This is a genomic window from Chitinophaga ginsengisoli (assembly GCF_003014595.1).
Taxonomy (GTDB): domain Bacteria; phylum Bacteroidota; class Bacteroidia; order Chitinophagales; family Chitinophagaceae; genus Chitinophaga; species Chitinophaga ginsengisoli.
Genome location: NZ_PYGK01000006.1, coordinates 413,422 through 433,756, shown reverse-complemented (window position 1 = coordinate 433,756; position 20,335 = coordinate 413,422). Strand labels below are relative to the sequence as shown.

At 45.6% G+C, this 20,335-nt stretch carries 18 protein-coding genes; 12 read left to right on the top strand and 6 right to left on the bottom strand.

The features are described 5' to 3' along the window. Positions 1–304 precede the first annotated feature (304 nt). Together ahcY and CLV42_RS17520 are read left to right on the top strand one after the other, a co-directional pair. On the top strand, positions 305–1,633 hold the full coding sequence (ahcY, locus tag CLV42_RS17525) for an adenosylhomocysteinase (protein ID WP_106603217.1): 1,329 nt from the start codon (positions 305–307) through the stop codon (positions 1,631–1,633). Positions 1,634–1,756: 123 nt separating this feature from the next. Then, positions 1,757–2,488: a pyridoxine 5'-phosphate synthase gene (locus tag CLV42_RS17520; RefSeq protein ID WP_106603216.1), complete on the top strand. Its 732-nt coding sequence runs from the start codon at positions 1,757–1,759 to the stop codon at positions 2,486–2,488. An 86-nt stretch (positions 2,489–2,574) separates the two neighbouring features. Here CLV42_RS17520 and porQ read toward each other — a convergent pair whose 3' ends face one another. From porQ to CLV42_RS17495, 5 genes are all read right to left on the bottom strand, one after another. Beyond that, positions 2,575–3,630 (bottom strand): type IX secretion system protein PorQ, encoded by a 1,056-nt coding sequence (gene porQ / locus CLV42_RS17515; protein WP_106603215.1) that lies wholly within the window; start codon positions 3,628–3,630, stop codon positions 2,575–2,577. Between the two features lie 180 nt (positions 3,631–3,810). Then, positions 3,811–6,213, bottom strand: coding sequence for an endopeptidase La (gene lon, locus CLV42_RS17510; protein WP_106603214.1), 2,403 nt, complete (start codon positions 6,211–6,213; stop codon positions 3,811–3,813). A 172-nt stretch (positions 6,214–6,385) separates the two neighbouring features. Continuing rightward, positions 6,386–7,000: a porin family protein gene (locus CLV42_RS17505; RefSeq protein WP_106603213.1), complete on the bottom strand. Its 615-nt coding sequence runs from the start codon at positions 6,998–7,000 to the stop codon at positions 6,386–6,388. Between the two features lie 188 nt (positions 7,001–7,188). Continuing rightward, positions 7,189–8,127, bottom strand: coding sequence for a hypothetical protein (locus CLV42_RS17500; RefSeq protein WP_106603212.1), 939 nt, complete (start codon positions 8,125–8,127; stop codon positions 7,189–7,191). A gap of 109 nt (positions 8,128–8,236) precedes the next feature. Then, on the bottom strand, positions 8,237–9,496 hold the full coding sequence (locus tag CLV42_RS17495; RefSeq protein WP_106603211.1) for a metallophosphoesterase: 1,260 nt from the start codon (positions 9,494–9,496) through the stop codon (positions 8,237–8,239). Between the two features lie 294 nt (positions 9,497–9,790). Between CLV42_RS17495 and CLV42_RS17490 the strand changes: the two genes are divergently transcribed. The 9 genes from CLV42_RS17490 (at position 9,791) to CLV42_RS17445 (ending at position 18,181) form a co-directional block, all read left to right on the top strand. Continuing rightward, a complete protein-coding gene (locus CLV42_RS17490) occupies positions 9,791–10,471 on the top strand; it encodes a metal-dependent hydrolase (RefSeq protein WP_106603210.1) in 681 nt (226 codons plus the stop codon). Positions 10,472–10,570: 99 nt separating this feature from the next. Continuing rightward, positions 10,571–11,392, top strand: coding sequence for a ParA family protein (locus tag CLV42_RS17485; RefSeq protein WP_106603209.1), 822 nt, complete (start codon positions 10,571–10,573; stop codon positions 11,390–11,392). Continuing rightward, entirely contained in the window at positions 11,376–12,308 is a 933-nt protein-coding gene (locus CLV42_RS17480; protein ID WP_106603208.1) for a ParB/RepB/Spo0J family partition protein, read from the top strand. Before CLV42_RS17485 ends, CLV42_RS17480 begins: the two co-directional genes overlap by 17 nt. Continuing rightward, positions 12,301–12,996, top strand: a complete 696-nt coding sequence (locus tag CLV42_RS17475) for a DUF5683 domain-containing protein (RefSeq protein WP_106603207.1) — start codon at positions 12,301–12,303, stop codon at positions 12,994–12,996. The genes CLV42_RS17480 and CLV42_RS17475 overlap by 8 nt, the downstream gene beginning before the upstream one ends. A gap of 49 nt (positions 12,997–13,045) precedes the next feature. Then, complete coding sequence (gene dapB, locus CLV42_RS17470) at positions 13,046–13,762, top strand: 4-hydroxy-tetrahydrodipicolinate reductase (protein ID WP_106603206.1); 717 nt, start codon at positions 13,046–13,048, stop codon at positions 13,760–13,762. Positions 13,763–13,822: 60 nt separating this feature from the next. After that, complete coding sequence (locus CLV42_RS17465) at positions 13,823–14,251, top strand: RrF2 family transcriptional regulator (RefSeq protein WP_106603205.1); 429 nt, start codon at positions 13,823–13,825, stop codon at positions 14,249–14,251. Between the two features lie 912 nt (positions 14,252–15,163). Further along, entirely contained in the window at positions 15,164–15,847 is a 684-nt protein-coding gene (locus CLV42_RS17455; RefSeq protein WP_106603203.1) for a phosphoadenylyl-sulfate reductase, read from the top strand. 78 nt (positions 15,848–15,925) lie between these two features. Then, positions 15,926–16,834, top strand: coding sequence for a sulfate adenylyltransferase subunit CysD (gene cysD, locus CLV42_RS17450; protein WP_106603202.1), 909 nt, complete (start codon positions 15,926–15,928; stop codon positions 16,832–16,834). A 99-nt stretch (positions 16,835–16,933) separates the two neighbouring features. Further along, on the top strand, positions 16,934–18,181 hold the full coding sequence (locus CLV42_RS17445) for a sulfate adenylyltransferase subunit 1 (protein WP_106603201.1): 1,248 nt from the start codon (positions 16,934–16,936) through the stop codon (positions 18,179–18,181). A gap of 94 nt (positions 18,182–18,275) precedes the next feature. Here the strand turns inward: CLV42_RS17445 and CLV42_RS17440 are convergent, their stop codons facing one another. After that, positions 18,276–19,220, bottom strand: coding sequence for an NAD-dependent epimerase/dehydratase family protein (locus CLV42_RS17440; protein WP_106603200.1), 945 nt, complete (start codon positions 19,218–19,220; stop codon positions 18,276–18,278). Between the two features lie 253 nt (positions 19,221–19,473). On the opposite strand from CLV42_RS17440, the gene kdsA reads away from it, so the two are divergent. Then, the gene (kdsA, locus tag CLV42_RS17435) at positions 19,474–20,298 is read left to right on the top strand and encodes a 3-deoxy-8-phosphooctulonate synthase (RefSeq protein WP_106603199.1); all 825 of its coding nucleotides are present in this window, start codon (positions 19,474–19,476) and stop codon (positions 20,296–20,298) included. Positions 20,299–20,335: the final 37 nt, after the last annotated feature.

Below are 20,335 nucleotides of genomic sequence, written 5' to 3'. Positions count from 1 at the left end.
AGATACAAACATATTTATATTTTCATACTTATACAAACAAATTTATATATTCTGTGCATATGTTGCGTGCTGGAATGTGGATAACTACCATGAGGTACTAGTGCTCAATAAATTATAAATCCACATTTATAGTGGATAAAATCATTATACTTATGCTAAATCGGTGTCATAACACATTTTTAGCAGTTATATGAGGTTAACCGGCTTATAGAAGTACAGTTGTTCTGTTTGGACAAATAAAAAAAGAACAAATGCACAGTTTAAACCCATAAAATAACGCTAGATTTGCACAAAACAAGAAATAATGTCTACAATAGCTAATTCTAACATTGACTTTACCCTTGCTTACAAGGTAAAAGATATGTCTCTGGCCGAGTGGGGACGTAAAGAAATTGAACTTGCAGAAGCCGAAATGCCAGGTCTGATGTCTCTGAGGGAAGAATATGGTAACACCAAGCCTTTACAGGGTGCACGTATTGCCGGATGTCTGCACATGACCATCCAGACTGCCGTACTGATAGAAACCCTGGTTCACCTGGGTGCTGAGGTTCGCTGGAGCTCCTGCAACATCTTCTCTACCCAGGATCACGCTGCTGCTGCCATCGCTGCTGCAGGAGTACCTGTGTTTGCCTGGAAAGGCCTGAATGAAAAGGAATTTGACTGGTGTATAGAACAGACCCTGTTCTTCGGTAGCCAGGACCGTCCATTGAACATGATCCTGGACGATGGTGGTGACCTGACCAACATGGTATTTGATAAATATCCTGAGTTGATCCAGCACGTGAAAGGTCTGAGTGAAGAAACCACTACCGGTGTTCACCGTCTGTATGAGCGTATGCAGCATGGTACACTACCTATTCCAGCTATCAACATCAACGACTCTGTTACCAAATCCAAATTTGATAACAAATACGGTTGCCGCGAATCCTGTGTAGACGCTATCCGTCGTGCTACAGACGTAATGATCGCTGGTAAAGTGGCTGTTGTTGCCGGTTTTGGTGACGTAGGTAAAGGTTCTGCAGAATCACTGAGAGGTGCAGGCGCCCGCGTAATCGTAACTGAGATCGATCCTATCTGTGCACTACAGGCTGCTATGGAAGGTTATGAAGTGAAGAAAATGAGCGACGCCGTGAAAGAAGCTGATATCATCGTAACCACTACCGGTTGTCGCGATATCATCACTGCTGAACACTTCAAACTGATGAAAGACAAGTGTATCGTTTCCAACATCGGTCACTTCGATATCGAAATTGATGTTGCCTGGCTGAACAAAAACTATGGTAATACCAAAGTTGAGATCAAACCTCAGGTAGATAAATATACCATCGACGGTAAAGACATCATCCTGCTGGCTGAAGGCCGCCTGGTAAACCTTGGTTGTGCTACCGGTCACCCATCATTCGTGATGAGTAACTCCTTCACCAACCAGGTACTGGCTCAGCTGGAACTGTGGCAGCATACAGACAAATACGAAAACAAAGTTTACGTACTGCCTAAACACCTGGATGAGAAAGTTGCCCGTCTGCACCTGAAGAAGATCGGTGTTGAACTGGATATTCTGACCCCTGCACAGTCAACATACCTGAACATTCCTGCTGAAGGGCCGTTCAAACCAGATTACTACAGATACTAATCTGATTAATCACTATATTAGCAATAGCCCATAACTTTGATAGTTATGGGCTATTTGCTTTAGATTACTTACCCCTTCATCTATCTCGATGGACTATCCGCGTAATTCCACTAATTTTGTATTATGACCAAGCTAAGCGTAAACATCAACAAATTTGCCACCCTTCGCAATGCACGTGGTGGTAATATGCCGGATATATTGAAAGTAGCGCAGGACTGCGAGCGTTTCGGCGCAGACGGTATCACCGTACATCCGAGACCGGATGAACGACATATCCGCTACCAGGACGTAAGAGATCTGAAGCCGCTGGTGAAAACGGAATTCAACATTGAAGGATATCCTTCGAAAGACTTTATGGACCTTGTGCTTTCCGTAAAGCCTCATCAGGCAACGCTTGTACCCGATCCTCCGGATGCGATCACTTCCAACACCGGTTGGGATACTATTAAAAACCAATCATTCCTCCGCGAGGTGATCGGCACATTAAAGGCTGCTGGTATCCGTGTGTCTATATTCCTGAATGCTGAAGTTGATAAAGTAGAGGCGGCGAAAACTGCTGGTGCAGATCGTATTGAGCTTTATACCGGTCCTTATGCAGAAGAGTATGAGCGTGCACGTACACAGCCGCAGAATCTTCAGTTGTTCAATGATTATAAAAATACTGCCCGCGCGGCTACAGCTATCGGGTTGGATCTTAATGCAGGTCATGATCTTAATCTTGATAACTTACGTTTTTTTAAGCTGCATATTCCTCAGTTGAAAGAGGTGTCTATTGGACATGCGTTAGTGTGTGATGCGCTTTATTTCGGACTGGAGAATACGATACAGTTGTATAAGAGACAACTCGAAGAGTAGTTGTTGGTGTTATAATTTTTTTGCGGGATTACAGATTTCTGTAGTCCCATTTTTTTTGGATTGTTTCTCACGGTTTTATTTTGAGCTTAATATCGCCATTCCTTTAATGGTAAATTTATACCCAACTGATTTAAAGCTTCGCTGCGTTGATACCAGGAGCGGGTATATCTTAATTGCAGTTTGCGGGTAATGATGCCGATTCCCCCGGAGAATCCACTCATGCCTTTTTGTTGTGGTAAACCCAGTTCTTGCCTGCGGAGATGGTTGTAAGATGCTGTTAGTTCTATATAACGGCCTATCTCCCATTGTGCGGCGAGTATAAAGTGCCGGAAGATCTTATCTGCGGTATTGCCATGGGTGCTGGTCGTGTCTCCATCAGAAATGATAGTACCCTCCTGGAAGTTTGGATCTGCATAGCGGACGTCAAACTGATGTACGTGATGTATCGTGGCAGAGAATTGCAGAGGAAGGTTCTCTAGCTTTTTTGAAACACCTATCTGCAAATCGAAGGGTAAGGGTTCCTGGTTGCCTTTTGTATAGGTTTTTAACTGTGCCCCCATGTTTCTTACTACCAGACCGGCCTGCCAGTGGTTGGCTGTATCCTGGTAGTTCAGGCCTACATGAAATGCTAATCCGGAGGCTTTGTATTGCAGATAGGAGGACTGAACATACTGGACGCTGATGCCATAATACCATCTTTCCAGGTATCTGCGGGACGCTGTTAGCTGGAAGGCCATATCTCTGGGCTTGAAATTTCCGAGAATGTTACCTGCTGCATCTGTCTGAGTGACACTGCCGTAATCAATGTATTGCACACTGCCGGCAAGCGTAGTCTTATATTTTCCCAGGTGGTAACCAAATAGCGCATGAGCGTATTGTACACCGGCAAAGTAGTTGGTGTAATTCACCTGCAAATACTGGTGCATACTCTCCCTCAATAGAGCCGGATTCAATGCCGACAGGGCGATATCATTATTCTGTAAGCTGACGTTGGAGCCGCCCAGGGCAGCTATTTGAGGGGAAACAGGTAGATCAAGAAAGGAAAATACACTCTTGCCTCCCAGTACCTGGGCACTGGCGGTTCTCATAGAAAGACAGAGGTATGGGAGCGCAATCAGCAGCGCAATGATGTTTTTCCTCATAAAGAGGCATAAAACTAAATAATAATAGGTTATAAAACACGAAAGCCAATCTGTCATCAGCAGAATGGCTTAAAAACAGAGATGCCATATGCGTAGCATATGGCATCTCCAAACCCTTAAAACAATCAACATTAGTATCCATTGCCAGCCACAACTGTTAAAAAGGCCGGCAGGGAAATGTTACTTCTTTAATAACGCTATATCGACAACTTGGTTCATTTCTTTAACAAAATGGAACTTTAATCCTTTGATATAGTCGGGATTTATTTCTTTAATGTCCTTTTCATTCTGCCAGCAGAGGATGATTTCCTTAATACCTGCTCTTTTGGCAGCCAGTATCTTTTCCTTGATACCTCCTACCGGCAGCACCTGTCCGCGGAGGGTGATCTCACCTGTCATAGCCAGGTAGGACTTTACCTTTCTGCCTGTAAATGCAGACGTTAAGGCCGTCAGCATAGTGATACCCGCACTTGGACCATCCTTCGGAACAGCGCCTTCCGGAACGTGCACATGCACATTACGTTGGGAGAACAGTTTAGGATCGATCTTGAATTCCCTGGCATGCGCCTGCAGATAGCTGAGCGCCGTACTTACAGATTCCTTCATCACATTACCCAGGTTACCGGTCAGCCTCAATTCACCTTTACCTTCACTCAGGCTGGTCTCGATAAACAGGATATCTCCTCCTACATACGTCCAGGCCAGTCCGACAGCGACACCTGCTGGATTCCCGACCTTATAGATCTCATTGGAATAGCGGGACTTACCTAATATTTCCTCTATGTGATCTTCTGTCAGGCTTTCCGGGATTTCCTCTTCCAGTGCCACATCTTTGGCGATGGAACGCATGATGGATGCAAATTGTCTATCCAGTTCACGGACACCACTTTCACGGGTATAATCCTGGATCACTCTTTCTACAATGCCGTTGCTGATACGCATTTTCAGCGCCTTCAGACCGTGTGCATCCTTCTGTTTAGGTATCAGGTGACGTTTGGCGATCTCCACTTTTTCTTCGATGGAATAACCGCTCAGATCTATGATCTCCAGCCTGTCACGAAGTGCAGGACTAATAGCGTTGATATTATTCGCAGTAGCGATAAACAGTACCTTGCTCAGGTCATATTCCAGTTCCAGGTAGTTGTCGTAGAAAGTACCGTTCTGCTCCGGATCAAGTACCTCCAGCATAGCAGAACTTGGATCTCCACGGTGGTCATTACCAATCTTGTCAATCTCATCGAGGATCATGACAGGGTTGGAGGTTTTCACCTTACGGATGGACTGTAACACGCGACCGGGCATAGCGCCGATATATGTTTTACGATGGCCCCTGATCTCACTTTCATCATGCAGACCGCCAAGGCTCAGCCTTACATACTTACGGCCAATTGCACTGGCAATAGAACGGCCCAGGGATGTTTTACCAATACCCGGAGGACCTACAAAACAGAGGATCGGAGACTTCATGTCGCCTTTCAGTTTGAGAACAGCCAGGTATTCCAGAATGCGTTCCTTGATCTTGTCCATACCATAATGGTCGTTATCCAGGATCTTTTTCGCCTTTTTCAGGTCATAGCTGTCTTCGGTATATTCTTTCCAGGGCAGGTCCAGCATCAGGTCCAGGTGATTGTACACCACAGAGTAGTCGGGCGTGCTGGGATGCATACGTTCCAGCTTTTCAATGCCTTTGCGGAACAGTTCAGCAGCAGCTTCTGTCCACTGTTTCTTTTCTGCCTTACGCTGTAATTCCTTTACTTCACGGTCATTCGAGTCTCCTCCCAGTTCTTCCTTAATGGATTTGAGCTGTTGCTGGAGGAAATATTCCCGCTGTTGTTTGTCAAGATCAGCTTTGGTTTTATTGGTGATCTTATTTTTCAGCTCTGCCAGCTGCAGTTCTACCTGCAATAATTTCAGGAGCAATTCAGCGCGGGTACGCAGGTTATTGATCTCCAGCAGTTGCTGTTTATCTTTCAGGTCACAGTTTAAGTTGGAAGACACGAAGTGTACCAGGAAGGATGCATTTTCAATGTTCTTCAGGATGATACTCGCTTCGGAAGGCAGGTTGGGCGATAACTGGATGATCTGACCCGCCAGGTCTTTGATAGAAGAAATGTAGGCGTCAAATTCCGGATCGTCTGTCACTATTTCATCATGCAGCAGTTCGATGCGGGCCTTAAAATATGGATCTTCCGATACTATTTCACCGATCTTAAATCGTTTACGCCCCTGTATGATGATAGTGGTGCCACCATCCGGCATTTTAATAAGCTTAACGATACGGGCAACAGTGCCCACATCAGTAAGATCAACCAGGTTAGGATCTTCTACAGTACTGTCTTTTTGTGCTACAACTCCAATCAGTTTGTCTGCCTTATAGGCATCGTTCACTGCCTTTATGGATTTATCCCTGCCAACTGTAATTGGCAGTACCACTCCTGGGAAAAGCACAGTATTTCTAAGCGGCAGCAAGGCCAGTTCATCAGGTATTTTCTCGTCCTCCAGCCCATCATTCTCTTCATTTAAAGGGATAATCGGCATGAATTCCATCTCTTCTTCCGAGTTTGCAAAATAGAATCTATTCATCTGCGTAGTTTAATCGGGAAAGTGGCCAAATTGTCAGCCTGCGGCCCCCTTTCCATTCATTTTTATAAGCATAGGTATATTGTCAAGTTTGATGCCACGAAAAAATAAATGATATTAAAAAAGTCGCCCCGTTTTATGACGAAGCGACTTTTCAATATCATTTAAGCTGTGTTTATAAAGTTACACCTACGCCCAGCTGAATGCTCTGGTTTTTCCAGTTGTCTGTATTAAGTGTATTGACACCCTTCACATCAGTAAAGCCGACGATATAACGGGCACTGATATTAATGATTGGCAATTGCAACCATAAACCCGCCACACCGGATACATCACCACCTTTAAAGGCATCATTAGCACCTTTGAATACATTTTTATCGCTCACCAGGGCGCTGAACTGAGGACCTACCTGCAGTTTAATACGCGGGCTACCCAAAGAGATATTGGCGAGTAACGGAATGCTCAGGTAGTTCAGTTTTATCTTTTTGTTGTTGTTAGCAGGATCATTCAGATTATCAGGATTGTATACCTGGCTGAAATCACTTGTAGTTTTTACTGAATTTGAAGAAAAGATCAATTCACCTTGTACACCGAAGCCTTTTGTCAGGTTAACCTGTGCAAAGCCACCCAGGTGGTACCCCAGATTGAAGCCATCTTTGTAACCCTGACCGTCCAGTTTACCCAGATTAGCACCTCCTTTAAGACCGAATCTTAAAAATCTGGTCTGGGCATTTGCGGTAGAAACGGCAGTTACGCTGAGTACTGCGATCGCGAGAAACAGTTTTTTCATAATAGTTGTTTTAAACAGAAGAGGATGATTTATCGATTGATTAAAGGTTTTTCAGGTTCTGATTATTATAACGTTCCTCACAAAACGTACCCCTATTGCAGAGATAGCAAAATGCGTGCTACAATTATTAACAATTAGCAATGTGTGGATAACAAAGCAAAAAAAACAGTAACGTGAAGAAAAAGGGATCATTTAAAAGTATATCCTAACCTGGCAGTAAAATAGCCGGTAAGTTGTTTCTCTTCTCCCTGGAAAGGTTTGAAAATGGTGTAGGATGGTGAGATGGTAAAGTTTCCCAGCATATAAGATGCATTAAGGGTAAGGTCAACAGCCCTCATTTCAAAGCCCGTAGCAGTTTTCCTGCTCATAAATGCGCTTTGAATATCTCCCGGTGGATGGGCTTCGCTCCATTCCCAATGTAATTTGGATGAGCGGGACATATACTGGAATGACTTAAGATTACTGTAATAATTGGCAGTACCCATTGTAAGGCCTACAGAAGGCGTTAGTAAAATGGCGTCATCCCGCTTTAATACGTCGATAAAGATAAAAGGATGGCGGATGGCTGTCACGATATTGAAATCCTTTCCGGAGAGGTTCCGGCTCAACCTGCCTCCTGCGATCTTCTCCTGTGTGCTTCCCCATCCCAGGTCTAAGCTCACGCCGGGTTGCAACCACCAGTCCCTGTAATAGAAATAAGCAAATAATTCATTATTGATCGGCGTAACCGGTATATCAACAGAGTCAGTGAAAATGTATCTGGTATAGGAAACTCCCGTCAGGAACTTCCGGCTCTTCGAATAGTCGTATCCTACGGAAAAATCCCATTCAAACCAGGGTTTACCGATTGACTGAAAAAGGTAATAGCTGCTCACATTAGCATATAAACCTGTTTTATGGAAGTAGGAAACCGTTGGGTTAATGAAGGGCTTCATGACGATAGGCGTCTCATACGTCTGTGTTTTCTTCCCATAGGCAGGACTATTACCATACCCGACACCAAGGATCAACTCACTTCTTTCCCTCTTTTTCAGCAGGGAATCCAATTGTTTCTCCAATTCGGCAAGGGACTGGCACATAGCAGCCTTACTACATAACAGAAATAAGAATAGAAAGCAGCAGCGCATGCACGGAGCATTTTACAGCCGCAAGATAGGCTAAATAGTCGATAGCCCATAGCCGTTTGTCGGTGGATGGGGACGGAAAGTCGTTGACTGCGAGACAAGAGCCGACAGACTATGTCAGCTCTATCACAGTAATTTCCGGAAGAATGCCTACACGACCAGGATACCCCAGGAACCCAAATCCTCTGTTCACGTACAGGCGCTGATCTCCCTCTTTATAAAGACCGGCCCATTCTTTATAGATAAAGCGGGCAGGGCTCCATTTAAATCCCGGGATTTCCACACCGAACTGCATGCCATGTGTATGGCCTGCCAGCATCAGGTCAATATCAGGATATTCTGTTCTTACCTGGGCATCCCAATGGGTAGGATCGTGAGACATCAGGATCTTGAATGGCAAATGTGAGGCGCCGGCGTACGCCTTTTTCAAATCGCCGTATTTAGGGAAGCGGCTCATAGCGCTCCAGTTCTCAATACCCAGTAAACCAATTTGTTGTCCGCCACGCTCCAGGGTGACGTGTTCATTCATCAGTAATTTCCAACCCAGTTCACCATGTACGGCTTTCAGTCTTTCCAGGTTCTCATTCCGCTGGGCGCTGAAGCCATTGGCGTCTCTGTCAGGCCAGGCGTAGTAATCGCCATAATCATGGTTACCCAGGGTTGAGTAAACGCCCATCGGGGCTTTCACCCGGCTGAACACATCCATCAGGTTATCCATCTCTGTGGCGCGGTCATTTACCAGGTCGCCGGTAAAGAGTATAATATCAGCCTTTTGTGCGTTGATGAGCTCCACTCCTTTTTCTACTGCCTCCTTATTGCTCAGACTACCGGAGTGAATATCAGATATTTGTACAATGCGCAATCCTTTAAAGGCAGGAGGCAGGTTTTTGAACGCAAGTTTCAGCTTGTGGACCCTGTAATTGTATTTATTGGACAGACCGTATACCAGGGTAGCAAACATGCCACCTCCTAGTATCAAGGCCATCTGGGAAAGGAATTTCGACCGGGTGATGGCATTGGCAGCTACAGCATCCCCTCCGCCGGAAGAAAACCGGCTGATGATCCATTGAACGGCCCGGCGGCCATCGTCGAGCAGGAGGAATACAGCTGCCAGCATTTTAGCGAAGACCAGTCCGAATATAATAGTAAGTACGTATGAGCGGGCATTGGCGGGCCATTCCTGCCAGTTCATGTACGGTAACAGGGCAATAGTTAATATTACCAGGGCTGATAACACCCAGTAACCACCGAATACGAAACTGCGTACTCTTGTTGTTGAGCCATTAAAAATGGCCTTAATGGCCATAAAAACATAAAGATCGAGTAATAATAGTATGATTAACAGTACTATCGTATTGAATCCTGAACGCATGTAGAATATTTGTCCTTGCAAAAATAACCCCTTACGTAAACCTATCCTTTTTTATTGGTACCAGAGGCAGTATCCTGTTATGACGATTTACCGGTCCACATATTGTACCAGAAGGACAGATTTTGCATTTACTTTAACAAATAATACTAAACAATTCATTGTGAGCTAATTAACAATTCAAATGTGAAGCAGCTGTGAATAAATAAATATCGGGGTAGACCTTATTATTCTCTAATCGTTGTACTTTTGTACACTTTTGAGTAAGTATACTTTGTTCACATTAGCACCTGCAAGATGAAATTCACCTATTACGGACATTCCAGCTTTGCGGTTGAAATTAAGGGGAAGAAGATTGTTTTTGACCCTTTTATTACGCACAACGAACTGGCTAAGGAAGTAGATATCAACAAGATAGAGGCCGACTATATTTTCTGTTCCCACGGTCATGCCGATCATGTAGCCGACCTCATAGGACTGGCAAAACGTACCAATGCGACTGTAGTAGGCGCTTTTGAACTGACCGAATGGACTGGCAGGCAGGGCATTGAGAAAGTACACCCAATGAACACCGGGGGTAAATGGCATTTTGACTTTGGCACAGTAAAGTGTGTGGTGGCTCATCACTCCAGTGGTCTGCCAGATGGTTCCTATGGGGGTAATCCTATGGGATTCGTTTTTACGACTGAGGAGGGAAATTTTTATTTTGCAGGGGATACAGCGCTGACTTTAGACATGCAGCTGATACCCAGGTATGCTAAACTTGATTTTGCAATTTTACCAATAGGAGATAATTTCACCATGGGAGCTGACGATGCAATTGCAGCGGCAGGATTTGTTGATTGTAAACGCATTATCGGCGTACACTACGACACCTTTGGGTATATCAAGATAGATAAGGAGAAAACGCAGCAACAGTTTGCAGCCGCAGGCCTGGAATTATTGCTGCCGGCAATAGGAAGCAGTATCGATCTATAGTAAAACGCATATCTTTTCATGGTGAAAGAGACAGGAGTCTTCCTAATCCATGCCTTATTTATTATCCTATAGTAAAACCTAAGAAATACCTAATCAACAATGGCAAGAGTAATTGCAATCGCTAATCAGAAAGGTGGGGTAGGAAAAACTACCAGTGCTATTAACCTGGCAAGCAGCCTGGCTGTGCTGGAATATAAAACATTGCTGGTAGATGCGGATCCGCAGGCTAACAGCACCACCGGTTTAGGTTTTGACCTGCGTAATATACAGCAGAGCTTATATGACTGTATGGTAAATGACGGGCAGGCCAAAGATGTGATCCTGGAATCAGATACACCCAATCTGAAAGTGCTGCCATCCCATATTGATCTGGTAGGTGCAGAACTGGAGCTCATTAACCATCCTAACAGGGAGCAGGTAATGAAGCAGGTGATAGATGCTGTAAAGGATGACTATGATTTTGTTATAGTAGACTGTTCCCCTTCCCTGGGTCTGATCACCGTAAATGCCCTGGTAGCATCCGACTCTGTGATCATTCCGGTACAGTGCGAGTTTTTTGCACTGGAGGGTCTGGGTAAGTTGTTAAATACAATTAAGATCGTTCAGAGCCGTTTAAATACCAACCTGGCCATAGAGGGTATTCTGATGACCATGTACGACGGCCGTCTGCGCCTGAGCAACCAGGTGGTAGATGAAGTGAAACAACACTTCGAGGAAAGCGTATTCAACACGATCATTCACCGTAATACCAAACTGGGTGAAGCGCCCAGCTTCGGTAAATCCGTGATCATGTACGATGCAGCCAGTACCGGAGCAATCAACTATCTCAACCTGGCAAAAGAAATTCTGCAAAAGAATAACTTTACACGTATTAACCTGGAAGATAAAATATTAGCAATCAACAATGAGCAATCAGAGTAAGGGGAATCCGAATAAGAAAGAGGCGTTGGGTAAAGGTATCCGCTCGCTGCTGCAAAATATTGATACTGACCTGAAACAAACCACCAGCGCTCTGGGGGAGCAGGTCGTGGCAAGGGCTACCGGCATTGAGCGCATTCCGCTCGACCAGGTGGAAGTGAATCCTAAGCAGCCGCGCCGGGACTTTGACGAGAAGGCTTTACAGGAATTAAGTATGTCCATCTCACTGCACGACGTAATACAACCTATTACCGTGTCCAGGGTGGGACCCAATAAATACCAGCTGATAGCAGGTGAAAGGCGTTTACGCGCCAGCCGGATGGCAGGTCTGAAGGATATTCCGGCCTATATCCGTCAGGCAAACGACCAGGAACTGCTGGAACTGGCCCTGCTGGAAAACTTACAGCGGGAAAATCTGAATGCCATAGAAATCGGCCTGAGCTACAAACGCCTGATGGAAGAGTGTGTACTCACCCAGGAACAGGTAGCCGACCGCATGGGTAAAGAAAGAAGTACCGTTACCAACTATATACGCCTGCTTAAACTGCCACCCGATATCCAGGTAGCTGTCCGCAATGGACAAATAAGCATGGGACATGCCAGAGCATTGATCGCCGTGGAAAATATAGAGAAACAACTCTTCGTTTTCAACGAGATCATGCAGAACGGACTGTCTGTACGTCAAACGGAAGACCTGGTGCGTAAAACCACCCATATTGACAAAGGCAATGTGAAAAAGCCTTTAAAAAGCTCATTACCACCGGCCTATCAGAAGATAGAAGATAACCTGGCAACCCATTTTGCCACAAAAGTGAAACTGGACAGAAGCAAGAACGGTAAAGGTAGCGTTACCATCGAGTTTTACTCTGACGAGGAACTTGATAGCATATTAGAAAAAATAGATTTATACGGTGGCTAAACAGTCCGGGAATACATTTTCTTACTTACTACGTCTTTGTTTACTGGTATTACCGGTATTTGTTTGTCTGCCCGCTAGCCTGCTGGCTCAGGACAGTACCAAGGCCGCCTATCTGCGTAAGCAGCAGCCGGATAACCGGAAAGACAGTGCTGAACTTTTCATTAAACGGGATTCGGTAAAACCGGTCCCTCCCACTCCTCATAGTCCGCGGAAGGCAGCTTTTTACTCCGCCGTACTGCCGGGTCTCGGACAGGCTTACAACAGGCAGTACTGGAAGATCCCCCTGGTATATGCCGCCCTTGGCATCACTACCGGTACCTTTATTATCAACATGGACAACTACCGCACCTTCCGTAATGCCTATCGTATCCGTATGGACGGCAACGCCGATACAGTAGATGACTATGTTGGATTGTACAGTGACAATGGTCTTAAATTCCTCCGTGATGCTTACCGGGAATATGTAGACTACTCCGTGCTTGTATTCGTGCTCGCCTATGGATTGAACATTGTGGATGCTACTGTGTTTGCCCACCTGAAGGACTTTAACATGTCGGATGACCTGAGTATGAAGATCGTACCTACCGTTATCAATAATCAGGCATTAGGGCTCAGTCTCCGTTTTTCTATAGGAGGCGGCAAAAAGAAGTACAACAATCAGGTTGCCATCAGCAACAACAGGTGGTAATCTCTTCCCTTCTACTAATCTCTACTAATAGTTTATAATTCAATATATTATGAAAATAGCGCTTATCGGCTACGGCAAAATGGGAAAGGCAATTGAGACCATCGCTGTTGCCAAAGGACATGAGATCGTTCATCGTATTGACCTGAGTAGCCAGCACCTGCTGGAAAAGGAAGAACTGAGCAAGGCTGATGTGGCTATTGAGTTTACCGGTCCGGAAACCGCCTATAGTAATATATTGAAGTGTTTCGCCGCCAATGTTCCTGTCGTTTGTGGCAGCACCGGCTGGCTGGAACACCTCCCCGCTGTAAAATCTTTGTGCCTGGAACAGCATCAGGGATTCCTCTATGCCAGTAACTTCAGCGTAGGCGTGAATATCTTCTTCGAGATCAACAAACGCCTGGCGGAACTGATGGCGAATCAGTCACAGTACGAAGTAAAAATGGAGGAGATCCACCATACCCAAAAAAGAGATGCGCCAAGCGGTACCGCCATTACCCTGGCAGAGCAGCTGATGGAGCTAGTGCGTCGCAAGCAGGAATGGGTGAATGAGGAAACTTCCCGTCCGGAACAGCTCTCCATCATTTCCAAACGTGAAGATCCCGCTCCTGGTACACACAGCATTACCTACACCTCCGCTATTGACGATATTACCATTACCCATACCGCCCATTCCCGCGAAGGATTCGCTTCCGGCGCCGTGATTGCTGCGGAATGGCTGAAGGGAAAAACAGGCATCTTCAGTATGAAAGATGTACTGAGCCTGTAAGACGTAAAAAGCTGTTATCTTTGTAGTACAAACATCTGGGAGGGATGCAAATCAATCAATATGTTGTCTAAAAAAACGCAATACGCTTTTCATGCGCTCATACACCTGGCAGAAAATGCAGATAAGGGTCCCATTCTCATCTCTGAAATAGCCCAGGAGAAGAATATCTCTATCAAATTCCTTGAGAATATCCTGCTGGAATTGAAGAATGCAGGCATTCTGGGAAGTAAAAAAGGCAAAGGTGGTGGCTATTACCTGCTGAAGACGCCCAAGGAAATACCTTTGGCACGGATTATTCGTCTGCTGGATGGGGCGATTGCACTACTTCCCTGCGTGAGTCTCAATTACTATGAAAGATGTGAGAATTGCCGGGATGAAGCAGTGTGTGGATTGAATGACGTCATGAGTAAAGTGCGGGACGCAACACTGAAGATCCTTGAGAATAAAACACTGAAGGATATATTGACGAGAAACGTTTCAATATTATAATCTTCTTTAAAAGCCGGGGTGATCTCCGGCTTTTGTTTTTATAAGGCTTGTTGGAACTGTGGTCGCACCTTCCTTGATTGAGGATTGTTAAGATTGTGTTTTGTGGTGGGATTAGCGTTGGGATTGCGATACGCGTTGCGGTTCCAGATGGGACCGCGGTCGGCACCTCTCCGGGCCAGGGATTGCTATTAGGCTTTATCAAGCGTATGAACTATCGAATTTATATTGGGCTTCATCAATCGTATATCCGAAGAGCTGAAGGCCCGCAGTCTCCATCTGGAACCGTCCGCTACTTCCCGACCTCCAACGGATTTTAGGGAGAGAGAAGGATATGAGCAGCTTCTTTCATGCCTTCCAATGATTACATATCCGGCTATAGCGATTGGCGGGTATTTCACGACCCTTCCACAACGAATAGCGTAATCGTAGGCTTTCTGTTATTTTCGTTTACCGCCTAAACTTAATTGGAAGGCTTAATCTCATTTCGCATTCTCCCCACACCCATACTCAACCGGAAGGCCCGAATCGCAACGGTTTCAGGAGGAGATACCGGGCCTTAGCCCTTGACGAGCCCCTATACGATTGGCAGGGGTTTAATCCACATCCAAATGCCCATACGATTGAAAATGCCCAATAAATAGTGCTCGCAAGGGGTACAGCCCGGTATCCCTCACTGAAACCGGCAGACGGCCTTCCCCACCAATCATCTCCACCCAACAAACCAAAGTCCCAATAAAACATTGATAACCAATAATAAACACATCATACAACCTGCCTCTTAAAAAAAGTCTATCCTTTTTATAGAGTTTATGTATTTTTGTAGACAGCAGAAATTGCCAATTCACTAAAGGAAGTATTACTGACATCTATAGGCAACTATAGACGGATGTCAGGCTATTTGAGATAGATCACATGGATAATATCAGTACAGCACTGGAAGGACTAGATCCAATCGCTGCCATGCAGTATCTGGCAGCACAATTCCCCGGAGCGGTGGCCTTTTCCACCTCATTTGGACAGGAAGATCAGGTAATTGCCGATATGATCTGGCACGCCAACTTGCCGATCAGGGTGTTTACCCTCGACACTGGACGTTTGTTCCAGGAAACCTATGACCTGATGGACCTCACCCGCGCCCGCTACAAGAAAAACTTCGAAGTCTATTTCCCTGAAACGGCTTCTGTAGAAAAACTCCTGGCGGAAAAAGGGCCCAACAGCTTCTATGAATCTGTGGACAACCGTAAAGAATGTTGTCACATCCGTAAGGTTGTCCCACTGAACCGTGCCCTCCAGGGTGTTAAAGTCTGGATCACCGGTCTTCGCGCTGAACAATCGGAAAACCGCCAGTCATTACACGCCATTGAATGGGACGAAGCCAGGCAATTATATAAATACAATCCGCTGATCAACTGGACATATGATGAAATGATCGATTATCTGAAGGAAAAGAACGTGCCGTATAATAAATTGCACGATAAAGGCTTTGTCTCCATCGGTTGTGCTCCCTGTACCCGTGCAATTGAACCCGGAGAACATCCCCGCGCCGGCAGATGGTGGTGGGAAATATCCAAGAAAGAGTGTGGATTGCACGGATAATGACAAAGACAACAGAGAAAACGATCTGATTAAATTGATTAAACTAACTGGTCCGCAGGGACATTTAAATAAAGACTTATGACCAATAAAATACAGTGGGAGTTTCCGCAGGCATTGGAAGATGAGGCCATCTATATTTTACGTGAAACAGCTGCACAGTTTGAACGCCCGGCCATCCTGTTCTCAGGTGGTAAGGATTCAATCACTATTGTGCGCCTGGCACAGAAAGCGTTCTATCCGGGTAAAGTTCCTTTCCCGTTACTGCATATAGATACCGGACATAACTTCCCCGAAACTATCCAGTTCCGCGACTGGCTGGTGGAATCACTGGGTCTTGAGCTTATTGTAAGAAATGTACAGGACAGTATCGACCAGGGTAAAGTACAGGAAGAAACTGGTAAATACGCCAGTAGAAATGCCCTGCAAACTGTCACCCTTCTGGATGCTATCGAAGAACTGAAATTTGATGCCTGCATCGGTGGTGCCCGCCGTGATGAAGAGAAGGCACGTGCAAAAGAAAGGATCTTCTCTGTAAGAGATGAATTCGGTCAGTGGAACGCTAAAATGCAACGTCCTGAGCTGTTCGATATGCTCAATGGTAAAATACACCTGGGAGAGAATGTGAGGGTATTCCCTATCTCCAACTGGACAGAACTGGACGTATGGAACTATATCCGCCGGGAAAACCTGCAGATCCCATCCATCTACTTCTCCCACGAGAGAGAGATCATCGAACGCGATGGTATGTACTGGCCTTACTCCCCTTTCCTCAATACCACTGAGGAAGAAGTTCCTTTCCGTCAAAAAGTGCGCTTCCGTACCGTTGGCGATATGACCTGTACCGCAGCAGTGATCTCTGAAGCTGATAAGCTGGAAGATATTATCGGTGAAATACTGGAAGCCAAAATCTCTGAAAGAGGCGCCCGTATCGATGATAAACGCTCCGAAGCAGCGATGGAGAAAAGAAAACAGGCTGGTTACTTTTAATAGCCGCCGGTTGTTATCACTCTTCTCAGTTACAGGAATTAATCAATTAGTATAAAATCGTCGCGGACAGCGAAGCGCTCCGCACTCAAAAAATATAACATGGAGGTTTTACGTATAACCACTTCCGGCAGCGTAGATGATGGCAAAAGCACCCTGATAGGCAGGCTGCTGTACGATACACATTCTATTCCACAGGATAAAATGGAAGCGTTACACGCTGCCAGCAAACGTAAGGGACTTGATTTTACAGACCTGTCATTGCTGACAGACGGTCTGGTAGCAGAACGTGAACAAGGTATCACTATCGATGTGGCACACATTTACTTCTCTACTCCTACCCGTAAATACATCATTGCCGATACGCCGGGACATATCGAATATACCCGTAACATGGTGACTGGTGCGTCCAATGCACAGGTATCTCTGATACTGATCGATGCACGTAAAGGTATCGTAGAACAGACCTACCGTCACTTCTTTATCGCCAGCCTGCTGCGCATCCCATACCTGGTGGTATGTGTGAACAAAATGGACCTGGTGGAATATAACGAGGCACGCTTTAATCAGATCGTGGAAGACTTCCAGGCACTGATTGCCAGTGCAAGTTTCAAAGCACCTTCTATCAAGTTCATTCCGATCTCCTCCCTCTATGGTGAGAACCTGGCTACCCGCTCTGAAAAGATCAGCTGGTACAGCGGTGAATCTCTGCTTGAGTACCTGGAACAGATCACCTTTGATCATGCTGATAACAGTCACCCGGCACGCTTCAAAGTACAGTCCGTAATCCGTCCTAAAACAGAGGCTTATCACGACTTCCGTGGTTTTGCGGGTAAAGTGGTAAGTGGTCACTTCAATGTAGGTGATGAGATCATCTCCCTCCCATCACAGCAGAAGAGCAGGATTAAAACCATCGAACAGTTCGAAACACAGCTCACCACTGCAGAAGCACGTCAGAGTGTAGTGATCACGCTGGAAGATGAAATAGACACCAGCCGTGGCAGCATGTTCTCCAAACCTGAAAATGCACCTGCCTTGCTGAAAGAACTATCAGCACAGGTATGCTGGATGGATCAGCAGAAACTGGTGCCGGGCAAAGCATACCTGTTCCAGCATGGTATTAACCGTGTGAAAGCAAAAGTACAGCAGATAGAACATGTGATAGATGTAACTTCCAATAAGATCCTGGAAGATAAGAAAGAGCTGGGCCTGAATGATATTGGTAAAATTACTGTGAAACTCGCACATCCGATATTTGCGGATAGCTATGACGCTAACCCTGCCAATGGTGCATTCATCCTGATCGACGAATTCAGTAATTCAACCGTAGCGGTTGGGTTTGTAAGCTAATAATTACAAGTGTTTCAAAAAAAAGACGAATGCATGCTGCATTCGTCTTTTTTTTGAAGATAATATTCCGCAGGGGGTTACCTGATACTACTGCTTATTTCTTAAGATTCTTCAGCATATCTGCCGTCATCTTTTCCAGGTCAAACTCCGGTTTCCACCCCCAATCCCGGCTAGCCTCGGAATCATTCATGCTTTGTGGCCATCCGTCAGCAATCTGCTGGCGGTAATCCGGCTCATAACTGATCGTGAATTCCGGGATATGTTTTTTGATCTCCGCTGCTATTTCTTTAGGAGAGAAACTCATCGCGCCCAGGTTGTAAGAAGAGCGCACCTTGATCTTTGCCTTATCGGCTTCCATCAGCTCAATAGTGGCGCGGATAGCATCCGGCATGTACATCATTGGCAGGTAAGTGCTTTCGGAGAGGAAGCAGGTATATTTCTTTTCTTCCAGTGCTTCATGGAAGATCTCAATAGCATAATCTGTTGTACCACCACCCGGAGCGGATTTGTAGCTGATCAGACCAGGATAACGCAAGCTGCGTACATCTACACCATAACGGTGGCTGTAATATTCGCACCAGCGCTCACCGGCAAACTTGCTGATACCGTAAATGGTGGTAGGCTCGATAATAGTATGCTGCGGAGTGGACTCTTTAGGGGAATCTGGTCCGAATACCGCAATGGAACTTGGCCAGTATACTTTATCAACATTTTCTTCTTTCGCAATATCCAGTACATTCAGCAGGCTTTGCATGTTGATATGCCATGCCAGCAGCGGGTTCTTTTCCCCGGTGGCAGAAAGGATGGCCGCCAGCAGATAGATCTGGGTGATGTTATGACGGATAACCAGCACGTGCAGCATCTCCTTATTCATGACATCCAGGGATACATAAGGGCCCGTTCCTTTGAGCAGGTCATGCTCCTCACGCAGATCGGAAGCAACCACATTGGCGTCTCCGTACATCTTCCTTAATGCCAGTGTAAGTTCCACACCAATCTGCCCGCAGGCACCGATTACCAGAATTTTATCTTTCTTCATGCTATCTCGAATGAATGACTTTTGAAATTTAGGCGTAATATTAACAGCTTCCGCAATAATTCAGAACAGATTACCCAGCGCATGACAATGCGGTAACAATCTCCCACATCCCATTGGAACAGATGCAAGCCCAGTAAACATTCCATAGTGTCGAATTACAATATTATGACAATTAAGGAAGTCGCGGCTATCCGCGCTACTGAAAAGTAATCCCTTAGAATAGCATAACTTTGCACTCTCAAATACAAAAATCATGTCAGCACAAACACACCTGAAGTCACTTTTTAAGGATCAATACAACCCAGATAACTTCTTTCTGATAGCCGGGCCTTGCGTAGTAGAAGATGAAGCGCTGCTGATGCATGTAGCTGAAAAGGTCTCAGGCATTTGTAAACGCCTGAACATTCCATATATTTTTAAAGCATCCTATCGTAAAGCCAATCGTACCAGCATCAACTCCTTCAGTGGTGTAGGTGATGTAGAAGGCCTGGACCTGCTGCAGAAAACGGGTCAGACCTTCAATCTGCCTGTTACTACGGATATTCACTCTGCCGCAGAAGCTGCCATGGCTGCCGCTTATGTAGATATATTGCAGATTCCGGCATTCTTGTGCCGCCAGACCGACATCCTGCTGGCAGCAGCAGAAACCGGTAAATTCGTCAATGTGAAGAAAGGACAGTTTGTAAGTGGTGAGGCAATGAAATTTGCCGTAGAAAAGGTAAAACAGGGTGGTAATGATAAAGTATGGCTGACCGAACGTGGTACTACCTTCGGTTACCAGGACCTGGTGGTAGACTACCGCAATATTCCTATCATGAAGGAACACGGCGTACCTGTGATCATGGACTGTACCCACTCCCTGCAACAGCCAAACCAGACCAGTGGTGTTACCGGTGGTAATCCTAAACTGATCAGCACTATCGCCAAAGCGGCCATTGCTACCGGAGCAGATGGCTTGTTCATTGAAACCCACCCTAACCCGGCCCAGGCTAAGTCAGACGGCGCCAACATGCTGCATCTCGACCTGCTGGAAGGCCTGCTGGAACAACTGGTGAGACTTCGTGAAGTAGTGAAATAACACACATCCCCTGTTTACAGTGATGACTGTATCGCTG